The sequence below is a fragment of the Rubellimicrobium thermophilum DSM 16684 genome (assembly GCF_000442315.1).
GTDB lineage: Bacteria > Pseudomonadota > Alphaproteobacteria > Rhodobacterales > Rhodobacteraceae > Rubellimicrobium > Rubellimicrobium thermophilum.
On sequence record NZ_KE557324.1, the window covers coordinates 141,745 to 162,728 of the forward strand.

Annotated in this window: 18 protein-coding genes, 2 pseudogenes and 1 riboswitch; of the genes and pseudogenes, 18 read left to right on the forward strand and 2 right to left on the reverse strand. The window is 66.9% G+C overall.

Annotation, left to right across the window (positions count from 1 at the left end):
- Nucleotides 1-79 precede the first annotated feature (79 nt).
- Together RUTHE_RS13015 and RUTHE_RS13020 are read right to left on the reverse strand one after the other, a co-directional pair.
- Nucleotides 80-1,471, reverse strand: coding sequence for an aminotransferase family protein (locus RUTHE_RS13015; RefSeq protein WP_021098915.1), 1,392 nt, complete (start codon nt 1,469-1,471; stop codon nt 80-82).
- Nucleotides 1,443-2,516, reverse strand: a complete 1,074-nt coding sequence (locus RUTHE_RS13020; protein ID WP_158453433.1) for a LysR family transcriptional regulator — start codon at nt 2,514-2,516, stop codon at nt 1,443-1,445. The genes RUTHE_RS13015 and RUTHE_RS13020 overlap by 29 nt, the downstream gene beginning before the upstream one ends.
- A 153-nt stretch (nt 2,517-2,669) precedes the next feature.
- On the opposite strand from RUTHE_RS13020, the gene chvE reads away from it, so the two are divergent.
- From chvE to RUTHE_RS13110, 18 genes and pseudogenes are all read left to right on the forward strand, one after another.
- Complete coding sequence (chvE, locus tag RUTHE_RS13025; protein ID WP_021098917.1) at nt 2,670-3,737, forward strand: multiple monosaccharide ABC transporter substrate-binding protein; 1,068 nt, start codon at nt 2,670-2,672, stop codon at nt 3,735-3,737.
- A 53-nt stretch (nt 3,738-3,790) separates the two neighbouring features.
- Nucleotides 3,791-5,332, forward strand: a pseudogene (mmsA, locus tag RUTHE_RS13030) (multiple monosaccharide ABC transporter ATP-binding protein).
- Between the two features lies 1 nt (nt 5,333).
- A complete protein-coding gene (gene mmsB, locus RUTHE_RS13035; protein WP_211217768.1) occupies nt 5,334-6,608 on the forward strand; it encodes a multiple monosaccharide ABC transporter permease in 1,275 nt (424 codons plus the stop codon).
- Nucleotides 6,608-7,591 carry an AraD1 family protein gene (araD1, locus tag RUTHE_RS13040; RefSeq protein ID WP_021098921.1) on the forward strand — a complete coding sequence of 328 codons (984 nt, stop codon included), beginning with the start codon at nt 6,608-6,610 and terminating at the stop codon, nt 7,589-7,591. The genes mmsB and araD1 overlap by 1 nt, the downstream gene beginning before the upstream one ends.
- A 10-nt stretch (nt 7,592-7,601) precedes the next feature.
- Entirely contained in the window at nt 7,602-9,344 is a 1,743-nt protein-coding gene (gene araD, locus RUTHE_RS13045; protein WP_021098922.1) for an L-arabinonate dehydratase, read from the forward strand.
- The gene (locus RUTHE_RS13050; protein WP_021098923.1) at nt 9,341-10,252 is read left to right on the forward strand and encodes a Gfo/Idh/MocA family protein; all 912 of its coding nucleotides are present in this window, start codon (nt 9,341-9,343) and stop codon (nt 10,250-10,252) included. The genes araD and RUTHE_RS13050 overlap by 4 nt, the downstream gene beginning before the upstream one ends.
- Nucleotides 10,253-10,497: 245 nt before the next feature.
- Entirely contained in the window at nt 10,498-10,893 is a 396-nt protein-coding gene (gene sdhC / locus RUTHE_RS13055; protein WP_021098924.1) for a succinate dehydrogenase, cytochrome b556 subunit, read from the forward strand.
- A 19-nt stretch (nt 10,894-10,912) separates the two neighbouring features.
- The gene (sdhD, locus tag RUTHE_RS13060) at nt 10,913-11,284 is read left to right on the forward strand and encodes a succinate dehydrogenase, hydrophobic membrane anchor protein (RefSeq protein WP_040645912.1); all 372 of its coding nucleotides are present in this window, start codon (nt 10,913-10,915) and stop codon (nt 11,282-11,284) included.
- 22 nt (nt 11,285-11,306) lie between these two features.
- A complete protein-coding gene (sdhA, locus tag RUTHE_RS13065; protein ID WP_021098926.1) occupies nt 11,307-13,112 on the forward strand; it encodes a succinate dehydrogenase flavoprotein subunit in 1,806 nt (601 codons plus the stop codon).
- The gene (locus tag RUTHE_RS13070) at nt 13,112-13,411 is read left to right on the forward strand and encodes a hypothetical protein (protein WP_021098927.1); all 300 of its coding nucleotides are present in this window, start codon (nt 13,112-13,114) and stop codon (nt 13,409-13,411) included. Before sdhA ends, RUTHE_RS13070 begins: the two co-directional genes overlap by 1 nt.
- A 13-nt stretch (nt 13,412-13,424) precedes the next feature.
- Nucleotides 13,425-13,715, forward strand: a complete 291-nt coding sequence (locus RUTHE_RS13075; RefSeq protein WP_021098928.1) for a hypothetical protein — start codon at nt 13,425-13,427, stop codon at nt 13,713-13,715.
- Between the two features lie 5 nt (nt 13,716-13,720).
- Nucleotides 13,721-14,470 (forward strand): class I SAM-dependent methyltransferase, encoded by a 750-nt coding sequence (locus tag RUTHE_RS13080; RefSeq protein WP_021098929.1) that lies wholly within the window; start codon nt 13,721-13,723, stop codon nt 14,468-14,470.
- Nucleotides 14,470-15,249, forward strand: coding sequence for a succinate dehydrogenase iron-sulfur subunit (locus tag RUTHE_RS13085; RefSeq protein ID WP_021098930.1), 780 nt, complete (start codon nt 14,470-14,472; stop codon nt 15,247-15,249). The genes RUTHE_RS13080 and RUTHE_RS13085 overlap by 1 nt, the downstream gene beginning before the upstream one ends.
- 186 nt (nt 15,250-15,435) lie before the next feature.
- On the forward strand, nt 15,436-16,422 hold the full coding sequence (locus RUTHE_RS13090; protein ID WP_021098931.1) for a PstS family phosphate ABC transporter substrate-binding protein: 987 nt from the start codon (nt 15,436-15,438) through the stop codon (nt 16,420-16,422).
- A gap of 65 nt (nt 16,423-16,487) precedes the next feature.
- A complete protein-coding gene (gene pstC, locus RUTHE_RS13095; RefSeq protein ID WP_021098932.1) occupies nt 16,488-17,417 on the forward strand; it encodes a phosphate ABC transporter permease subunit PstC in 930 nt (309 codons plus the stop codon).
- Nucleotide 17,418: 1 nt separating this feature from the next.
- Nucleotides 17,419-18,369 carry a phosphate ABC transporter permease PstA gene (gene pstA, locus RUTHE_RS13100; RefSeq protein ID WP_021098933.1) on the forward strand — a complete coding sequence of 317 codons (951 nt, stop codon included), beginning with the start codon at nt 17,419-17,421 and terminating at the stop codon, nt 18,367-18,369.
- Between the two features lie 89 nt (nt 18,370-18,458).
- Nucleotides 18,459-19,217, forward strand: a complete 759-nt coding sequence (gene pstB, locus RUTHE_RS13105; RefSeq protein WP_040645917.1) for a phosphate ABC transporter ATP-binding protein PstB — start codon at nt 18,459-18,461, stop codon at nt 19,215-19,217.
- A gap of 207 nt (nt 19,218-19,424) precedes the next feature.
- Nucleotides 19,425-19,622, forward strand: a riboswitch (cobalamin riboswitch).
- 124 nt (nt 19,623-19,746) lie between these two features.
- Nucleotides 19,747-20,984: pseudogene (locus RUTHE_RS13110) on the forward strand (aromatic ring-hydroxylating oxygenase subunit alpha).

Here is a 20,984-nt window from a genome sequence, read left to right on the forward strand (position 1 = left end):
CTGCAGTCCGAAGGGGAAGGCGATCCGGCGCCCCCTGGCCGGGGACGCCGGGCGTTGGAGAGCTGACGCGGGACGGGGGTCAGGCCACCCGCTTCAGGGCTGCCTCCACCGCCGCGACGATCTGATCCAGATCATCCTCGGTCGCGATCAGCGCGGGGGCAAAGAGAAGCGTGTTGTTGAAGCCCGGCATGGAGCGGTTGGAGGCGCCGATGATCACGCCCTGCTTCGCACAATCGGCCACCACGGCCTGGACCTTGGCCTCGGCCAGCGGCTCCCGCGTCTGGCGGTCGGCCACCAGTTCGGCGCCCTGGAAGAGGCCCATGCCGCGCACCTCGCCGATCAGGGGCTGGCGCTCCATCAGGGCCGAGAGCTTCTCGTGCAGCTTTGCGCCCATGCGGGCGGAATTGCCGAGCAGATCCTCCTCCTCGACGATGGCGAGGTTCTCGAGCGCCGCCGCCGGCCCGCCCGTGCAGCCGCCGAAGGTAGAGATGTCGCGGAAATAGCCAAGCCGGTCCGTGTCGTCCTTGAACATCTCGAAGACGCGTTCGGTGGTCACGGTGCAGGAGATGGCGGCATAGCCGGAGGCCACGCCCTTGGCCATCGTGACGATGTCGGGCTGGATGCCGAACTGCTGATAGCCGAACCAGGTGCCGGTCCGGCCGATGCCGCAGACGACCTCGTCGATATGCAGGAGGATGTCGTATTTGCGGCAGATGTCCTGCACGCGCTCCCAGTAGCCCTTCGGCGGGACGATGATGCCGCCGCCGGCGGTGATGGGCTCGAGACAAAGCGCACCCACCGTATCGGGGCCTTCGCGCAGGATGACCTCCTCGATGGCGTCGGCGGCCCGTTCGCCATAGCCTTCGCCGGCGAGCTCTCCCGCGCGGTATTCAAGACAGTGGGGCACCTGGACGAAGCCGGGGACGAAGGGGCCGTAGAGGGCGTTGCGCTCCTGCTGGCCGCCGGCGCTCAGACAGGCGATGGTCGTGCCGTGATAGTCGCGGTCCCGGTAGAGGATCTTCCACTTCTTTCCGCCATGCACCTTGTGGGCGATCTGGCGGACCATCTTGAAGGCCTTCTCGTTGGCCTCGGACCCGGAATTGGAGAAATAGACGCGGGACATGCCCGGCATCTTCGCGATGAGCGTCTCGGCGAACAGCGCGCCCGGAATGGTTCCGTTGGCCCCGGCCCAGAAATTGAGCTTCAGGACCGCATCGCGCAGGGCATTGGCGATGCGTTCGCGTCCATAGCCCACATTGACCGTCCAGACCCCGCCCGAGACGGCATCCACATATTCCTTGCCGGTAATGTCCCAGACGCGCAGGCCGCGCCCCTCGACCATGATGCGGGGGTCGATCTGGTTGGGACCCGGGGCGAAGGGCTTGTGCTGGATCAGATGGTGCCAGACATGGGCGCGGTCGGCCTCGATGACGGCACGAGGATCATTGGCGCGGTCGTAGAGGGTGTCCATCTGGGCCTCGGCTGCGGGGGATGCGTTTCCGGGCAGATTGCCGCCGGCGCAGGCGCCGTTCAAGCCCGTCTCGGGGCATCAGGCCCCGTCCGGAGCGGGGGCAGATCCCGTGGCAGGGCCGGGGCTGACGATCTGGGCACGCACCAGCGCCCGGATGCGATCCGCCGCCGGGGTCAGCCGGGCCCCCCCGTGGCGTCAGAAGGCCGTAGGTCGGCACCACGATGCCGAGGTCGAAGGGCAGGGTCACCATCCCTGTCTCCGGCCCTTCGGCAAAGCGCCGCGCGACGGCACGGGCGATGGGGGCGATGGCGTTCGATTCGCGCAGCATGGCCAGGGTGAGCAGGAAGGACGCGGTGGCAAGCCGCCCCTTCGGCGCCGGCAATCCGAGCGCGGCGAGCCGCTCGAGCACGGTGCGCCGCAGCAGCGCCCCCTGGGGGGGCAGCACCCAGTCGTAATCCAGCAGCGCTTCGGGGGCGATCCGGGGCTGGCGCGTCAGCGCATGGCCGCGCCGCACCACGAGGGCCACCGGCTCTTCCTCCAGCGGTTCGTGATCGAAGAGCGCCTCGCGGCCTTCGGGCGGCCGCGCGAGGGCAAAGTCGAGCCGCCCTTCGAGCAGGAGCGCGGCGAGCGGATCGGACGGGGCCACCTCCACCTCGCAGGTGATGCCGGGATGGGCGAGACGGGCGGCCCGCAGCGCCGGCAGCACACGGTCGAGCGCCGGCCCGGTGACGGAGCCGATGCGGACATGGCCGGCCACGCCTGCCCCCATCTCCGCGATCTCGCGCGAGGCGGCGGCGATCTCGGCAAGGGCGCGGGCGGCGCGGCGGGCCAGAGCCTCGCCCTCGGGCGTGAGGCGAAGGCCCCGTCCCTCGCGCCGGTGGAGGGGGGTGCCGGCCAGCCGTTCGATTTCGGCAAGGAGGCGCGAGGCCGCCGGCTGGGTCAGGCCTTCGCGGGCCGCGGCGATGCCGAGCGCGCCGGTCTCGAGCAGGGCGGCCATCAGGCGCAGATGGGCGAGGCGCAGGCCACGACGGAGAAGACGGTCCATGACATGACGATTCCGATATGTATCATGTCCGTATCCGTCTTTGACGATGAGGAGAAGCGTCGGCATGGTGCAGCCCTGCCCGACGGCGGAAACCCGTCGCGGGTGCATCGCAGGGCCGCGCGTGTTGCGCGCAACCCAGGGAGGACACTTTTCATGACGACCCGTCGCGCGGCGCTTGCCGCGATTTCCTTCGCCGCGCTTGTCGCCGGCGTCCCGGCCCTTGCCCAGGACAAGGGCACCATCGGCATCTCCATGCCGACGCAATCCTCGTCCCGCTGGATTTCGGACGGCAACTCGATGGTCGAGCAGTTCCAGGCTGCGGGCTACAACACCATCCTGCAATATGCCGAGGATGACATCCCGACCCAGCTCAGCCAGGTCGAGAACATGATCGCGCAGGGGGTGGATGCCCTCGTGATCGCGGCCATCGACGGCACGACGCTGTCCGGGGCGCTTGAGAATGCGGCGGCGGCCGGCATTCCCGTGATCGCCTATGACCGTCTCATCCGCGACAGCGAGAATGTGGACTATTATGCCACCTTCGACAACTTCCAGGTCGGCGTGCTGCAGGCCAACAGCCTCGTGCAGTGCCTGCAGGAGCGCTTCCCCGACCAGAAGCCCTGGAATGTCGAGCTGTTCGGCGGCAGCCCCGACGACAACAACGCCTATTTCTTCTATGATGGCGCGATGTCGGTCCTGCAGCCGATGATCGATGCGGGTGACATCGTCATCCCGTCGGGGCAGATGGGGATGGATGTCGTCGGCACGCTGCGCTGGGACGGCGCCACGGCGCAGGCCCGGATGGACAATATCCTGTCGGCGAATTACGGCGACAAGGTCGTCCATGGCGTCCTGTCGCCCTATGACGGGCTGTCCATCGGCATCCTGTCCTCGCTGCGCGGCGTGGGCTATGGTTCGGGCGATCTCGCCTGGCCCTGCGTGACCGGGCAGGATGCGGAGATTCCCTCCGTCAAGTCCATCATCGCCGGCGAGCAGTACTCCACCGTCTTCAAGGATACCCGCGAGCTGGCGCGCGTCACCGTGGGCATGGTGGATGCCCTGCTCCAGGGTGGCGAGCCCGAGATCAATGACACCGAGACCTACGACAACGGCGTGAAGGTCGTGCCGTCCTATCTGCTGGTGCCGGTCCCGGTCGATGCCTCGAACTGGGAGGAAGTGCTGATCGGTTCGGGCTACTACACCGCCGAACAGCTTCAGTGAGGACCGGGCCCGGGGAGGCATGTCTCCCCGGGCTCTGATGCGGGAGGACCAGCATGGCCGCACTCCTCGAGATGCAGGGGATCACCAAGACCTTCCCCGGTGTGCGGGCGCTCGATCGCGTGTCGCTCAGCGTGGAAGAGGGCGAGATCCATGCCCTTGTGGGCGAGAACGGAGCCGGCAAGTCCACGCTCATGAAGGTGCTGTCGGGGGTCTATCCCCATGGCAGCTACGAGGGGACGATCCGCTTTGCCGGACAGGAGGCGCGGTTCCGCGGGATCCCGGATTCGGAAGCGGCGGGCATCGTGATCATCCATCAGGAACTGGCGCTGGTGCCGCTGCTGTCGATTGCCGAGAATGTCTTTCTGGGCAACGAGCGGGCGCGGGGCGGCGTCATCGACTGGCGCGAGACCAACCGCCGCACGGCCGAGCTTCTGGCGAAGGTCGGCCTGCGCGAGGCGCCGACCACGCCGGTGGGCGATCTGGGCGTGGGCAAGCAGCAGCTTGTGGAGATCGCCAAGGCCCTGGCCAAGAAGGTGCGCCTGCTGATCCTCGACGAACCCACGGCCGCGCTGCAGGAGAATGACAGTCAGGCGCTGCTCGACCTGCTGCTCGATCTCAAGCGGCAGGGGGTGACCTCGATCATCATCTCGCACAAGCTGAACGAGGTGCGGCGCGTGGCCGACCGGGTGACGGTGCTGCGCGACGGGGCGGCGGTGGCGACCCTCCCGCGCGAGGGGCTGTCGGAAGAGCGCATCATCCGCGACATGGTCGGCCGCGACATGGCCCATCGCTATCCCGAGCGCGACCGCCGCCCCGGCGCCGTGCTGATGGAGGTCGAGGACTGGCGTGCGCGCCATCCCGATCATCCCGACGCGATTTCCTGAAGGGCATCTCCTTCCAGGTGCGCGAGGGCGAGATCCTCGGCATCGCCGGGCTCATGGGATCGGGGCGGACGGAACTGGCCATGTCGATCTTCGGCCGCTCCTGGGGGCGGGATATCCGCGGGCGCGTGCGCATCGGCGGACGGGAGATCGATGTCTCCACGGTGGAGAAGGCGCTGGCCTCGGGGCTGGCCTATGTCACCGAGGACCGCAAGGCGCTGGGCCTCGTGCTCGAGGAGCCGATCGTCACCAACATCACCCTGGCCAATCTCGCCGGCGTGTCGCGGCGCGGCGTGCTCGATCCGCAGGCGGAGCAGGGGGTGGCCGAGCGCTTCCGTCAGGCGCTGGGCATCCGCACGCCGGGCGTGTTCCAGCGCGTCGTCAACCTGTCGGGGGGCAACCAGCAGAAGGTGCTGCTCTCCAAGCTCCTGTTCACCGAACCGCGCGTCCTGATCCTCGACGAGCCGACGCGCGGCATCGATGTGGGGGCCAAGTTCGAAATCTATGGCATCATGAACCGTCTCGTGGCCGAGGGACGGGGCGTGGTGATGATTCTCCTCGGAGATGCCCGAGCTTCTGGGCATGTGCGACCGCATCGCCGTGATGGGCGAGGGGCGCATCCTGGCGGTGCTCGAGGCCGGGGAGGCAAGTCAGGAACGCATCATGTCCATCATCCTGCAGGGCCACCAGAGGGAGGAGGCCGTCCATGGCTGAAATGAACGACCCCGCCGCGCGGATCGGATCAGGGGACAGGACGGTGGCCGGCCTGCGCGAAGGCGCCGCCGCCATCGCCGAAGGCCGGGGTTACCTGCGCGAGAACCTGCGCGAGAACGGCATGATCTTCGCGCTGATCGCGATCGTCGCCTTCTTTGTCGTGATCCTGCGCGTCGTGCCGGCCAATCCGGTCGATTTCCTGTCGCCGACCAACATCACCAACCTGTTCCTCCAGAACAGCCATGTCATCATCATGGCCCTGGGGATGCTGCTCGTGATCGTGGCGGGGCATATCGATCTCTCGGTGGGATCGGTGGCCGCCTTCACGGGGGCCTGCGCGGCGGTCATGACCGTCAAATGGGGCTGGCCCGTCTGGGCGGTGGTGCCGGCGGGGCTGGCCATCGGCGCGCTGATCGGGGCGGCGCAGGGCTACTGGATCGCCTATTGGCGCATTCCGTCCTTCATCGTCACGCTGGCGGGGATGCTGGTCTTCCGCGGGCTGACGCTCTGGACCCTCGGGGGGCAGAACATCGGTCCCTTCGATCGCGAGTTCCAGTCGCTCTCTACCGGCTATGTTCCCGATTTCGTGGGCCTCGCCCTGCCCGAGTTCGAGGCCTTCGCGCGCCAGCCGAACTGGACCGCGCTCGCCGTGGCGCTGATCGCCGCGGGTGCCATCCTCTGGATGGGCGCGCGGGCACGGGCCCGCAACATCGCCCATGGGATCGCGGTCGAACCGCAGGGGTTCTTCTGGCTGCGCAACCTCGTGATCGCCGCCGCGATCATCTTCGTGGGCTGGAAGCTGGCCGGCTTCCGCGGGATCCCCAATGTCGCCGTGTCGATGGCGGTGCTGACGATCCTGTATGCCTTCCTGACCCAGAGCACGGTCATCGGCCGGCGCATCTATGCCATCGGCGGCAATCTCAAGGCCGCGCGGCTGTCGGGGATCAATGCCGACCGCCTCACCTTTCTGTGCTTCGTCAACATGGGGGCACTGGCGGCGCTGGCCGGCATGGTCGTCACGGCGCGTCTCAATTCGGCCACGCCCAAGGCGGGCACGGGCTTCGAGCTTGACGTGATCGCCGCCGTCTTCATCGGCGGGGCGTCGATGTCGGGCGGCTCGGGCAAGATCGTCGGCGCGGTCGTCGGCGCCCTCATCATGGGGGTGATGAACAACGGCATGTCGATGCTGGGCATCGGCGTGGATTATCAGCAGGTTATCAAGGGCCTCGTTCTGCTGGCCGCCGTGATCTTCGACGTCTACAACAAGAGCAAGTGATGCATCTGAGCCAGATCAGGACGGCCGGGGGCGGGATTGCCGTCGTCGCCCGCGAGGGAACGGAGGCAGCCGTGGTGCGCGGAGCCTCATCTGTGCGAGAACTGGCGCTCGAGGCGCTGGAGGCGGGGCAGAGCCTCGCGCAGGCGGTTGCGGCGCGGGGTCTGGGCGAGGCGGTGGACCTCGCGCGGCTGCTGGAGGACGGGCGCGTGCTGTCCCCGATCCATCATCCCGATCCCGCGCATCTGCATGTCACCGGCACGGGGCTGACGCATCTGGGCAGTGCCGCCACCCGCGATGCCATGCATCAGAAGGCCCGGGCCGAGGATGCGACGGATTCGCTGCGCATGTTCCGCATGGGGCTCGAGGGCGGCAAGCCCGAGCGTCTGCCCGGCGTCCAGCCCGAATGGTTCTACAAGGGCGACGGAAGCATGATCGTCGCGCCGGGGGCGCCCCTGCTGTCCCCCGCCTTTGCCGAGGATGCGGGCGAGGAGCCGGAGATCGCCGGCATCTATGTGATCGCCCCGGACGGCACCCCCGCGCGGGTGGGCTGGGCCCTGGGCAACGAGTTCTCGGATCATGCGACCGAACGGGTCAATTATCTCTGGCTGGCCCATTCCAAGCTGCGCCCGGCGAGCTTCGGCCCCGAGATCCTGGTGGGCGATCTGCCGGCCCATGTCGAGGGCATCTCGCGCATCCGCCGCGGGGGAGAGGTGATCTGGGAAAGGCCCTTCCTCTCTGGCGAGGCGAATATGAGCCATTCCCTTGCCAATCTGGAACATCATCATTTCAAATATGCTCTCCACCGCCGCCCGGGGGATGTGCATGTGCATTTCCTCGGTACCGCGACGCTGAGCTGGGCCGATGGCCTGCGCACCGCACCGGGCGATGTCTTCGAGATCGAGGCTGCGCCGTTCGGTCTGCCGCTGCGCAATCCGCTTGCTGTCGAGGCCGATCGTGGCCCGGCCACCGTCCGCCCCCTCTGAAGGAAGCCCGATGCCGTTCACACCCAAGCCCTGGCCCCGCCGCCTGCGTTCGCAGGAATGGTATGCGGGAATGACCAAGGATGCGATCTATCACCGCGCCTGGATGAAGAATCAGGGATTCCCGGCCGATCTCTTCGATGGCCGCCCGATCATCGGCGTGTTGAACACCTGGTCGCAGCTCAACCCCTGCAATGCCCATCTCGACCAGCTGGCCGAGAAGGTGAAGGCCGGGATCTGGGAGGCGGGAGGATTCCCCGTCGAGGTGCCGGTCTTCTCCGTCTCCGAAAGCGCCTTCCGCCCCACCGCGATGATGTTCCGCAACCTGGCGGCGATGGCGGTGGAGGAGACGATCCGCGGCCAGCCGATCGATGGCTGCGTGCTGCTGGTGGGCTGCGACAAGACCACGCCCTCGCTGCTGATGGGGGCGGCGTCCTGCGACCTGCCCTCCATCGTCGTCTCGGGCGGGCCGATGCTGAACGGCTACTGGCGCAACGAGACAGTGGGATCGGGGACGCATCTGTGGCGCTTCTCCGAGGCGGTGCGGGCTGGGACAATGAAGCCCGAGGAGTTCGTCGAGGCCGAGGCCTCGATGTCGCGCTCGGCAGGCTCCTGCAACACGATGGGCACGGCCTCGACCATGGCCTCGATGGCCGAGGCGCTGGGCATGGCGCTGTCCGGCAATGCGGCGATCCCGGCGGTGGATTCGCGCCGGCGCGTGATCGCCCAGCTCTCGGGTCGGCGGATTGTCCAGATGGTGAAGGACGATCTCAAGCCGTCCGACATCCTGACGCGCGAGGCCTTCGAGAACGCGATCCGCGTCAATGCCGCCATCGGCGGCAGCACCAATGCGGTGATCCATCTGCTGGCCATCGCCGGACGGGTGGGGGTGGATCTGACCCTGGACGATTGGGACCGGCTGGGACGCGATGTGCCGACCATCGTCAACCTGATGCCCTCGGGGCAATATCTGATGGAGGAGTTCTACTATGCCGGCGGGCTGCCGCCGGTGATCCGCCAGCTCTGCGAGATGGGCCTTCTGCATCGCGATGCGCTGACCGTCTCGGGCCGCAGCCAGTGGGAGGAGGTGCGCGAGGCGCGCAACTGGAACCCCGATGTGATCCGTCCGCCCGAACGGGCGCTCGCGGCGTCCGGGGGGATCGTGGTTCTGAAGGGCAATCTTGCGCCCAACGGGGCGGTGCTCAAGCCTTCGGCTGCGACGCCGGCGCTGATGGTCCATCGGGGGCGCGCCGTCGTGTTCGAGGATATCGACGACTACAAGGCCCGCATCGAGGACGAATCGCTCGACGTGGACGAGACCTGCGTCCTGGTGCTCAAGAACTGCGGGCCGAAGGGGTATCCGGGGATGGCCGAGGTGGGCAACATGGGGCTTCCGCCCAAGGTGCTGCGCAAGGGCATCACCGACATGGTGCGCATTTCGGATGCACGCATGTCGGGCACTGCCTATGGGACGGTCGTGCTGCATACCAGCCCCGAGGCGGCGGCGGGTGGCCCCCTCGCCATCGTGCGCGATGGCGACTGGATCGAGCTCGACGTGCCCAACCGGCGGCTCCATCTGGATGTTCCGGAGGAGGAGATCGCCCGGCGTCTGGCGGCATGGAAGCCCACCGTCCCGGTCCCCGAGGGGGGGTATGCACGGCTCTTCCACCTGCATGTGGAAGGCGCGGACAAGGGGGCGGATCTCGACTTTCTCAAGGGCTGCCGCGGCGCCCCGGTGGGGAGGGAATCGCATTGAGAGCGCCGATTGCCCTGGTGGGGATCGGCAAGATCGCCCGCGATCAGCATGTTCCCGCCCTCGCGGCCTCGCCGGACTGGGCATTGGCGGCGACCGTCTCGCGCCATGGCCGGGTGGAGGGCGTGGACGCCTTTGAGAGGATGGTGGCCTTCCTGGCCGCGCGGCCGGATGTGGGGGCGGTGTCTCTCGCCCTGCCGCCCCAGCCGCGCTTTGCCCATGCCGAGGCGGCCCTGAAGGCCGGCCGCCATGTCATGCTGGAAAAACCCCCCGGCCAGACCCTGGCCGAGGTCCATGCGCTCGAGAGGTTGGCGCGGGAGAGGGGCCTGACGCTGTATGCCACATGGCATTCCCGGATGGGCAAGGGGGTCGCGGCAGCGCGGGACTGGCTGGCCGGGCGGGCGATCCGGGGCGGGCGCATCACCTGGATGGAGGATGTGCGCCACTGGCATCCCGGACAGGACTGGGTGTTCGAGCCCGGCGGCATGGGGGTCTTCGATCCCGGCATCAACGCACTGTCGGTGCTGACCGCGATCCTGCCCGAACCCGTGCATCTGATCGAGGCCGATCTCGACGTGCCGGCGAACCGCCAGACCCCGATCGCGGCGCGGCTTCTCTTCACCGGCGGCATCGCGATGGAACTCGACTGGCTGTTCCCCGGCGAGCCGCTCTGGGACATCGAGATCGAGACTGATGGCGGCACGCTCCTGCTGCGCGAGGGGGGGAACCGGCTGTTCGTGAACGGCGAGGAGCAGGAGGGCAGCGCCGAGGGCGAGTATCCCGCGCTCTATCGCCGCTTTGCCGAACTGGTGCGCGCAGGCGAATGCGAGGTGGACCTGTCGCCGATGGTGCATGTGGCCGATGCGCTGACGCTGGGGCGGCGGCGGGTGGTGGATCGCTTCGATTTCTGACCCGTTCCCTTGTGATCACGTCTCAGGGGCGCCGCAACCGGCGCCCCTTTTGTGTCGGCCGGCGGCGATCGGGGGCGCTCGGGCGATCAGGGGCAATCACTCCGCAGCGTGATCGCAAGCGACTGGGCAGTGATCACAAGAGGCGATTTTTGCGATCCAGAGCCGTCATCCGGCCGTCCAACCCCGTGACAGACCGGGTCAAACCGGGCAAAGGAGTCCCGGACCCGGATCAGGAGGGGGAGCCCATGCCCGACATCCCGCGTGGCAACCGCCCATTGTCGCCCTTCATGCTGGGATCGGCCTACCGCTTCCAGTGGACATCCTTTTCGTCGATCCTGAACCGGATCACCGGGCTGGGCCTTGCGCTGGGGGCTGTGCTGGTCGTCTGGTGGCTGATCGCGGCGGCCACGGGGCCGCGCGCCTTTGCCGTGGCGGACGGGTTCCTGCGCTCGCCCCTCGGCGAGCTGATCCTTCTGGGGAGCCTCTGGGCCCTGTGGTATCACATGCTGGCGGGGATCCGCCATCTGGTCTGGGCCACGGGGCGCCTGCTCGAGATCCGCAACGCCGTCCGGTTCGGGCAGGCGATCTTCGCCCTGTCCTTCGTCCTGACGGGGCTGACCGTCCTCATCCTGTGGATCTGACTCCATGGAGGCGCGCATGATCCGCTTCGTCACCGTCCGCAAGCGTGCAGAGGCGCTTGGCGCCTCGGGTGGGGGCACCGAGCATTTCTGGCTGATGATCGTCAATTCGATCGCGCTGCTGGTTCTCGTGCCGCTGTTCGTGTTCACCTTCGGCTCGCTTCTCGGCCGGCCCCATGAGGAGGTCGTTGCCACCCTCGGCCGGCCCTTTCCCGCCCTGGTGATCGGGCTGACGCTGCTTGTCGGGCTCTACCACTTCCGGCAGGGCGCCCAGGTCGTGATCGAGGACTATGTCCAGGGGCTGGCGCGCCGGCTCCTGATCGCCGCCATGGTGATTGCGACCTATGGCGTTCTTGCCGTCGGCCTTTTTGCCGTCGCGCGTCTTGCCTTCTGAGCACCGTCGAGAGGGGATGCCCATGCCCGCCTATCCCGTCGAAACCCACCGTTACGATGCGATTGTCGTCGGCGCCGGGGGATCGGGCCTGCGCGCGACGCTGGGTCTGGCGGAGCGGGGCCTGCGCACCGCCTGCATCACCAAGGTCTTTCCCACCCGCTCGCACACCGTGGCGGCGCAGGGGGGAATCGCTGCCTCGCTGGGCAACATGGGGCCGGATCACTGGCACTGGCACCTCTATGACACCGTGAAGGGGTCGGACTGGCTGGGCGATGTCGATGCGATGGAATATCTCGCGCGGGAGGCGCCCAAGGCGGTCTACGAGCTCGAACATTACGGGGTGCCCTTCTCGCGCACGGAAGACGGGCGCATCTATCAGCGCCCCTTCGGCGGCCACACCACCGAGTTCGGCGAAGGCCCCCCCGTCCAGCGCACCTGTGCCGCCGCCGACCGCACGGGGCACGCGATCCTGCACACGCTCTATGGCCGTTCTCTCAAGGAGAAGGCCGAATTCTACATCGAGTATTTCGCCATCGACCTGCTGATGGGTCCCGAAGGTGACTGCCGGGGCGTGCTGGCCTGGAAGCTGGACGACGGCACCCTGCATGCCTTCAGCGCCAAGATGACGGTGCTGGCGACAGGGGGCTATGGGCGGGCCTATTTCTCGGCCACCTCGGCCCATACCTGCACGGGCGACGGCAACGGCATGGTCGCCCGCGCCGGTCTGCCGCTTCAGGACATGGAATTCGTCCAGTTCCATCCCACCGGCATCTACGGGGCGGGGTGCCTGATCACCGAAGGCGCGCGGGGCGAGGGGGGCTATCTCACCAACAGCGAGGGCGAGCGCTTCATGGAGCGCTATGCCCCCACCTACAAGGATCTGGCCAGCCGCGATGTCGTCAGCCGCTGCATGACCCTCGAAATCCGCGAGGGGCGGGGCGTCGGCAAGCTCAAGGATCACATCCATCTCCATCTGAGCCATCTGCCGCCCGAGGTGCTGCATGAGCGCCTGCCGGGCATCTCTGAAAGCGCACGGATCTTTGCCGGCGTGGATGTGACGCGCGAGCCGATTCCCGTCCTGCCCACGGTCCATTACAACATGGGGGGCATCCCCACGAACTACTGGGGCGAGGTCCTCTCCCCCACGCCCGAGGACCCGGATCGCGTGACGCCCGGCCTGATGGCGGTGGGCGAGGCTGCCTGTGCCAGCGTTCACGGGGCGAACCGGCTCGGCTCCAATTCGCTCATCGATCTCGTCGTGTTCGGCCGCGCCGCGGCGATCCGTGCGGCCGAGGTGGTGGATCCGCGTTCGGCCGTGCCGGATGTGCCGAAGGCTTCGCTCGATGCGGCACTCGCCCGCTTCGATGCGCTGCGCCATGCGAAGGGCGGCACGCCCACGGCCCGGCTCCGGCGCGAGATGCAGCGGACGATGCAGGAGGATGCCGCCGTCTTCCGCAATTCCGAGACGCTGGCCCAGGGCGTGCGGCGGATGACCGCCGTGGCCGAGAAGATGGCCGATCTGCATGTCAGCGACCGCGGGCTGATCTGGAACACCGATCTGGTGGAGACGCTGGAGCTCGCCAATCTGATTCCCAACGCGCTGGCGACCGTCGTTTCCGCCGAGGCGCGCAAGGAGAGCCGCGGCGCCCATGCCCATGAGGACTATCCCGAGCGCGACGACGTGAATTGGCGTGTCCATACGCTCGCCTATGTTGACGGAAGCCGGGTGCGCCTGGCCTACCGACCCGTCCATACCGATCCGCTGACCCCGCCCGAAGCGGGAGGGATCGACCCCAGGCGGATCGCCCCCAAGGCGAGAGTCTATTGATGCTGCGTCCCGCTTTCCTGTCAGCCCTTGCCGCGGTCCTCGTCGCCGGCGTTGCCGGCTGCACGCCCCAACCGATGGACCCGGCCCGTGCCGCCCGCCTCTGCGAGGAGAGGGCCCAGCGGGCGCAGGGACCGACCGGCAATGTCACCATCGGCGCGAATTCGCGCGAAGGGCCCTTCTTCGGTGCGGCCATCGGCCTGTCGTCGGACTATCTGTCGGGCCGCGATCCGGTCGCGGTCTACGAGGAATGCGTCTATCAGAGGACCGGTGCGCTGCCGATTCGTCCGCCGCGTCTGTGAGGAAAGGACTTCCATGAAGCGAATCGCCCTCTGTGCCCTGCTGGCGGCCCTTGCCGGCCCCGCTCTCGCGCAGTTCTCCGACGAACAGAACCGCGCCTATGGCGTGATCCTGCCGATGCTGGAGGAGCTGACCCCCGATGCGCCGGTGCTCTCGGCCTGCGTCGTGACCGTTGCCGCCCCGCAGGAGATCGCCGCGCTGGCCGCTTCGGGCGGCCCTTCGATGGAGGCGGGACAGCTCGTTTCAGCCGTGCTGGCCAGGCCCGAGACGCTGAGCTGCATCCAGAACACCATGGCGCAGCGCTGAGCGGCATGGGGGTTCGGGCGGGCAAGGCGCGGCGATGGGGCACGGTCGATGCCGTGATTGCCCGGTTCGCCGCGGCCGCCCGCGGCCGTGTTCCGCGTCTGTGCCCCTGTTGCGGACATGAAGGCCTGTTCACGGCTTTCGGCGATCCGCCCCGTTACGATGCCCGCTGCCCGCGCTGCGGCTCGCTCGAGAGGCATCGGCTGATCCGGCTCTGGATGGACCGGGAACGCCCCTTCGGACCTTCGCATCGCGTCCTCCATGTGGCGCCCGAACCGCAGCTCGGCCCCGCCATCCGCGCCCTTGTCGCCCGCTACGAGACGGCCGACATCTCTCCCCGCCGCGCGCCCGATCATCTTCTGGATATCTGCGATACCGGCCTGCCGGATGGCCAGTACGACCGGATCGTCTGCAACCATGTCCTCGAGCATGTGGACGACATTCGCGCCCTGGCCGAGATGTTCCGCCTTCTGGCCCCCGGCGGCCTGGTCCTGTTGACCACCCCGATCATCGAAGGCTGGGCCACCACCTACGAGAATTCCGCGATCACCGCACCCGAGGAGCGCCGCCTGCATTTCGGACAGGCCGACCATCTCAGGATCTATGGTCGCGATCTGCGCGACCGCATCCGGCAGGCGGGATTCCGCCTGTCCGAGTTTCCGGCCATGGAGCCCGACGTGCACCGCCATGGCCTCATCCGGGGCGAAACCCTGTTCCTTGCCCGAAAGCCAGACCCATCGTCCGAAGAGGCCGCCTGATGGTCCAGTTCCGCCTTCCCAAGAACAGCCGCATGTCCGTGGGCAAGACCTGGCCCGCCCCTGCCGGGGCCACCCGCACCAAGACGTTCCGCATCTACCGCTGGGATCCGGAGGACGGCGCCAATCCCCGCATCGACACCTATGTGGTCGATCTCGACGATTGCGGGCCGATGGTCCTTGATGCGCTCATCAAGATCAAGGAGGAGATCGACCCCACGCTCGCCTTTCGCCGGTCCTGCCGCGAAGGGATCTGCGGGTCCTGCGCGATGAACATCGACGGGGCGAACGGGCTGGCCTGCACCACGGCCATCGATTCGGTGAAGGGCGATATCCGCATCTATCCTTTGCCGCACATGCCCGTGATGAAGGACCTTGTCCCCGATCTCAGCCATTTCTTCGCCCAGCATGCGAGCGTGCGTCCCTGGCTCGAGACCGTCACCCCCGCGCCCGAACGCGAATGGCGTCAGTCGGTCGAGGACCGCCGCAAGCTCGATGGCCTCTATGAATGCATCCTCTGCGCCTGCTGTTCGACCGCCTGTCCGAGCTACTGGTGGAACGGGGACCGCTATCTCGGGCCGGCCGCGCTTCTGCATGCCTATCGCTGGATCATCGATTCGCGCGACGAGACGACGGGAGAGCGGCTCGACGATCTCGAGGATCCCTTCAAGCTCTATCGCTGCCACACCATCATGAACTGTGCGCGCACCTGTCCCAAGGGGCTGAACCCGGCCAAGGCCATTATGGAGATCCGGCGGCTGATGCTCGAACGGGTGGTGTGAAGACGCAGCAGGTTTTGCCCCCGGGTTCGGCCCGGTTCCGGCCCCAACCGGATCCGGGAGGTCTGCCTGCGAAAGGCTTGCAGTCGCTCCTGCGCTTTCACAGAACTGTTACACAAGCGTAATCTCTCTGTCATAGAACGCCCCTAAGGAGGCGGCGGCAACTCCGGCTAGAGAGGACATCCTGCCATGACCAGACTGCTGCTCGCCTCGGCTTCCGCTGCTGCGTTCGTCGCCTTCGGAGGACCGGCGGCTGCTCAGGCCACTGTCACCGTTGACGGTTCTTCCACGGTTTTTCCGATTTCGGAGGCCTTTGCTGAGGAATTCCAGGCGCAGACCGGCAATCGCGTGACCGTCGGTCTGTCGGGCACCGGTGGCGGCTTCGAGAAGTTCTGCCGCGGCGAGCTCGACGTGACAGGCGCCTCGCGCCCGATCCGCACGGGCGAGATGGAGGCCTGCGCGGCCAACGGCATCGAATACATCGAACTGCCCGTCGCGATGGACGGCCTCGCCGTTGTCGTGCACCCTGAGAACACCTGGGCCGAGTGCATGAGCGTGGCCGAGCTGAAGACGATCTGGGAGCCGGCCGCGCAGGGCGTCATCACCAACTGGAACCAGGTGCGCGAAGGCTTTCCCGATGCGCCGCTGCGCCTGTTCGGCGCCGGCACGGACTCGGGCACCTATGACTATTTCACCTTCGCGATCAACGGCGTCGAGCACGAATCGCGCGGCGACTACACCGCGACCGAGGACGACAACGTGACCGTCCAGGGTGTGTCCTCTGACGTGAATGCGCTGGGCTTCCTCGGCCTGGCCTATTACGAGGAGAACGCCGACAAGCTGAAGACCGTCGCAATCCAGCAAGAGGACGGCAGCTGCGTTTCGCCTTCGGTGGAAACGGCCGGCAATGGCACCTATCAGCCCCTTTCCCGCCCGCTCTTCGTCTACATCAACGCGGCGAGCCTCGATCGTCCCGAGGTGCAGGCCTATGTGGACTTCATGATGACGCCCGAAAATGGTGTCACGCTGGTGCAGGAAGTGGGCTATGTGCCCTTGCCCGCCGAAGCCTTCGATCTCGGCCGCGCCAAGGTCGCGGAGCGCCGGACCGGCACCTATTTCGAGGGCGGATCGAAGGTCGGCGTCAGCATCGAGGATCTGCTGGCCTCGGAACAGTGAGGCCCGTAATCTGCCATGGTCAGGGGCGGCAACGCCCCTGACTGCTTTCCGAAGGACTGGACAGGATGCCATCGCCGATTCCCACCGCCGATGACCTCATCAGAAACGGCTATATCCGCCGCCGCAGGGCCATCGGCACAATGATGGCCCTGATCATGTTCGCCTGCGCCGCCCTTTCCGTCTTCGTGACCACCGCCATCGTGGTGATCCTCGTCGAGGAAAGCTGGATGTTCTTCCGCGAGGTGCCGATCCTCGACTTCCTCACGGGCACGATGTGGACGCCGGTGTTCACGGATGCGCAGTTCGGCGTGCTGCCGCTTCTGGTCTCCACGCTGCAGGTGGCGTTCCTGGCGCTGCTGATCGCGATTCCGATGGGAACGGTCATGGCGATCTATCTGTCCGAGTATGCCTCGACAGCGGTGCGCGAGACGATCAAGCCGGCGCTGGAGCTGCTCGAGGCGGTGCCGACCGTGGTCTACGGCTATTTCGCCTTGATCGTGATGACACCGTTCCTGCAGAAGTTCATTCCCGGTCTGGCGGGGATCAACCTGCTGGTTCCGTCGATCATCCTCGGCATCATGATCCTGCCCTATGTGGTCTCGGTCTCCGAAGATGCGATGCGCGCCGTCCCGAACGGGCTGCGGGAGGGGGCCTATGCCCTCGGCATGTCGCGCTGGCAGGTGGCCTTTCGCGTGGTGCTGCCGGGGGCGATGTCGGGCGTGACGGCGGCCTACATCCTCGGCATGTCCCGCGCCGTGGGCGAGACGATGGTGGTGGCGATCGCCGCGGGCCAGAATCCGAACCTGACCTTCGACCCGCGCGAGGGCGCCGCCACGATCACGGCCTACATCGTGCAGATGAGCCTCGGCGATCTGCCACGCGGGACCCTGGCCTATTCAACCATCTTCTCGACGGGCCTGCTGCTGTTCGTCATCACGCTGATGTTCAACATTGCCGGCTTCTACCTGCGCAAGCGGTTCCGCGAGGTCTACTGAAATGGCTGTCATGACCGAGGGCAATCTGTCCGGGGCAGCGGCCACTGCCGCGGCCGTTGGGGCGATCACCCGCGCCAAGCGGATCGACATCGTCGTGGCCGCCTGCGGGGTCGTGATCATGGTGATGGCCATGGGTCTGCTGCTGACCCTCATCGGCGATCTGGCGATCCGTGGCCTGGGCCGGATCGACTATCAGTTCCTGACCTCGTTCCCGTCGCGGCGGCCCGAGAATGCGGGCATCCTGTCGGCCTGGGTCGGGTCGATCCTGGTGATGCTGACAACCGCGGTCCTCGCCATTCCGATCGGCGTGCTGGCGGGGCTCTACCTCGAGGAATATGCGCGGAAGAACTGGATCTCGAACCTCATCGAGATCAATGTCGCCAACCTGGCCGGCGTGCCGTCGATCATCTACGGCCTGCTGGCGCTCGGGCTCTTCGTCTACGGGCTGAACCTCGGCAAGACGATCCTTGTCGCGGGGATGACGCTGGGTCTGCTGATCCTGCCCATCGTCATCGTCTCCACGCGCGAGGCGATCCGCTCCATCCCCCTGATCGTGAAGGAGGCGGCCTATGGCCTAGGTGCGGACAAGTGGCAGGTGATGTGGCACTACATCATCCCGGCGGCGCGTCCCGGCATCCTGACCGGGGCCATCGTCGGGCTGTCGCGCGCCATCGGAGAGACGGCGCCGATCATCACCATCGGCGCCCTGACCTTCATCGCCTTCCTGCCCCCGCCACCGATCACCGACAGCTTTCCCTTCATCAGCTTCGCCTGGCTGCACGACCAGTTCACGGTCCTGCCTATCCAGATGTTCAACTGGGTCTCGCGGCCGCAGGAAGGCTTTCACATCAATGCCGCGGCAACCGGCGTGGTCCTGATGGTGCTCACGCTCGCGCTCAATGGCATGGCCATCTATATCCGCTACCGCCTGCGTCGGTCCGTCCGCAACTGAGGAACCCAACCGTGCCGAACACAATCGCCGCAGACAGACCGTCCGACACGCTGCCTCCGCCCCTCAGGCCGGAGCCGGAATCCGCCCCGCTGCGGGCGACCATCGAGAACTTCAACTTCTACTATGCCGACGGATTCCATGCGATCAGAAACGTCTCCATGCCGATCCTCGATCGGCAGGTGACGGCGCTGATCGGGCCTTCGGGCTGTGGCAAGTCCACGCTCCTGCGGGCGCTGAACCGGATGCATGACCTCTATCCCGGCAACCGCTACGAAGGCCGCATCACCCTGCTGCCCGAAGGGACCAATCTGATCGGCAGGGAGATGGACCCCGTCATGGTGCGTCTGCGCATCGGCATGGTGTTCCAGAAACCCAACCCCTTTCCCAAGTCGATCTACGAGAATGTGGCAGCCGGTCTGCGCGTGCGGGGGATCTCGGACAGGCGGGTGATCGATGAGGCGGTCGAGATCGCCCTGCGCCGTGCCGCGATCTGGGACGAGACGAAGGACCGTCTGCACAAGTCGGCCTATGAACTGTCCGGCGGCCAGCAGCAGCGCCTCTGCATTGCCAGGGCCCTTGCCCCGAACCCCGAGATCCTGCTTCTGGACGAGCCGACCTCTGCGCTCGATCCGATCGCGACGGCCAAGATCGAGGAGCTGATCGACGAGATCGGCAAGGAAACGACCGTCGTGATCGTCACGCACAACATGCAGCAGGCATCCCGCATTTCCGCCCGGACGGCCTTCATGTATCTGGGCGAGCTGATCGAGTTTGGCGAAACCTCGCAGATCTTCACCAATCCCCGCCACCCCCGGACCGAGCATTACATCACCGGCCGTTACGGTTGAGGGCCGAGGCCGGGCCGGAGCGGAGTCCGGGCTGCCCGGCCCTTTGCGCGCGTTATCGTGCCACCCTGATGCCTGACCGGGGGTCCGATCCGGCGATCTGGTCATCGGGACGGGCCAGGAGAGCGGATGCCCGCCCACCCTTCCGGCGGGATGGCGAGTGCGGCGGAGGGAGCGTCGCAAACGGTCGATCCCGCCTGGCACAGACATGGCTTCCTTGTCGCGCAAGGTGCCGCTGGCGACAGCGGAGAATTGGGAAGCCGGTGCAAGGCCGGCGCTGCCCCCGCAACGGTAAGGGGAGAGGGTGCGGCATGGGCCACTGGGGGGATAGCCCCTTGGGAAGGCGTCGCATCCGGGCCGGAAGGCCGCTCCCTCAGCCCGGAAACCAGCCTTGCGATGAGACGTCGAGCTGCGGTGGGCAGCGGGGCGATGCGTTGCTTCGGGCCGCCGTGCCGAGGCGCGCATTCCCCTCTGTCTGGCTGCGTGTCAGGAAACAACCCCTGCGGGACGGCAGGGATCAGCGAGGGTGACGATGCTGAGCCAATCCGAAATTGCCGCCGAACTGGCCGCACGGCGCAAGAATTTCTCCCTGTCTCGAGAGCTCTACGCCGATCCGGGCGTCTATCGGGCGGATCTCGAGCAGATCTGGTATCGCGAATGGCTCTTCGCACTGCCCTCGGCCGCGCTGCAGAAGGCGGGCGATTATCAGACCCTGCAGTCGGCGCCTATCCGGTGATCGTGATCAAGGGGGCCGACGGACGCATCCGCGCCTTCCACAATGTCTGCCGCCACCGGGGCCAGCGTCTGTGTGCCAAAATCGGCGGCCATGCACCCAAACTCGTCTGCCCCTATCACCAGTGGACCTACGAACTGGATGGCAGGCTGATCTGGGCCCGTGACATGGGCGAGGATTTCGATGCCGCGAAATTCGGGCTGAAGCGGGTGCACTGCGTCGATCTGGGCGGCGTCGTCTATATCTGCCTTGCCGATGTGCCGCCGCCGATTGCCGATCTGGCGAAGACTGCGGCCCTGTATCTTGCGCCTTCGGGGCTGGCTGATGCGAAGGTGGCCTTCACCTCGACCATCATCGAGAAGGGCAACTGGAAGCTGGTGATCGAGAACAACCGGGAATGCTATCACTGCAGCGGATCGCATCCCTCCCTCTGCCGGACCTTCTCGGACAATCCCAAGATCGGCGCGATGGACGGGCCGCACTCGGCCAGCCCCGAGATCTTGGCCCATTGGGAGCGCTGCGAGGCCGCAGGCCTGCCCTCGCGCTTTGTCCATGCCCCCGATTTCCAGTGGCGGCTCGCGCGTGTTCCCCTTCTGAACAATGCCGAAAGCTACACGATGAGCACGAAGGCGGCCGTGTCGCGCCGCATGGGCCGGATGCCCTTCAATGATGCGGGCAGCCTTCTGATGTATCATTATCCCAATACCTGGAATCATTTCCTGGCCGATCACGCCATCACCTTCCGTGTCCTGCCCGTCAGCCCGACGGAAACCGAAGTCACGACGACCTGGCTTGTGCACAGGGATGCGGTTGAGGGCGTGGATTATGATCTGAAGACCCTGACCGAAGTGTGGCTCGCCACCAATGACGAGGATCGTCAGGTCGTCGAGGAAAACCAGAAGGGCATCCTGTCGCCCGCCTATGAGCCCGGCCCCTATTCGACCATTCAGGAAGAAGGCGTGATCCAGTTCGTCGACTGGTATTGCGGCGTGATGAGCGCCCGTCTGGCGCCACAGCCCGCTCTGGCGGCGGAGTAG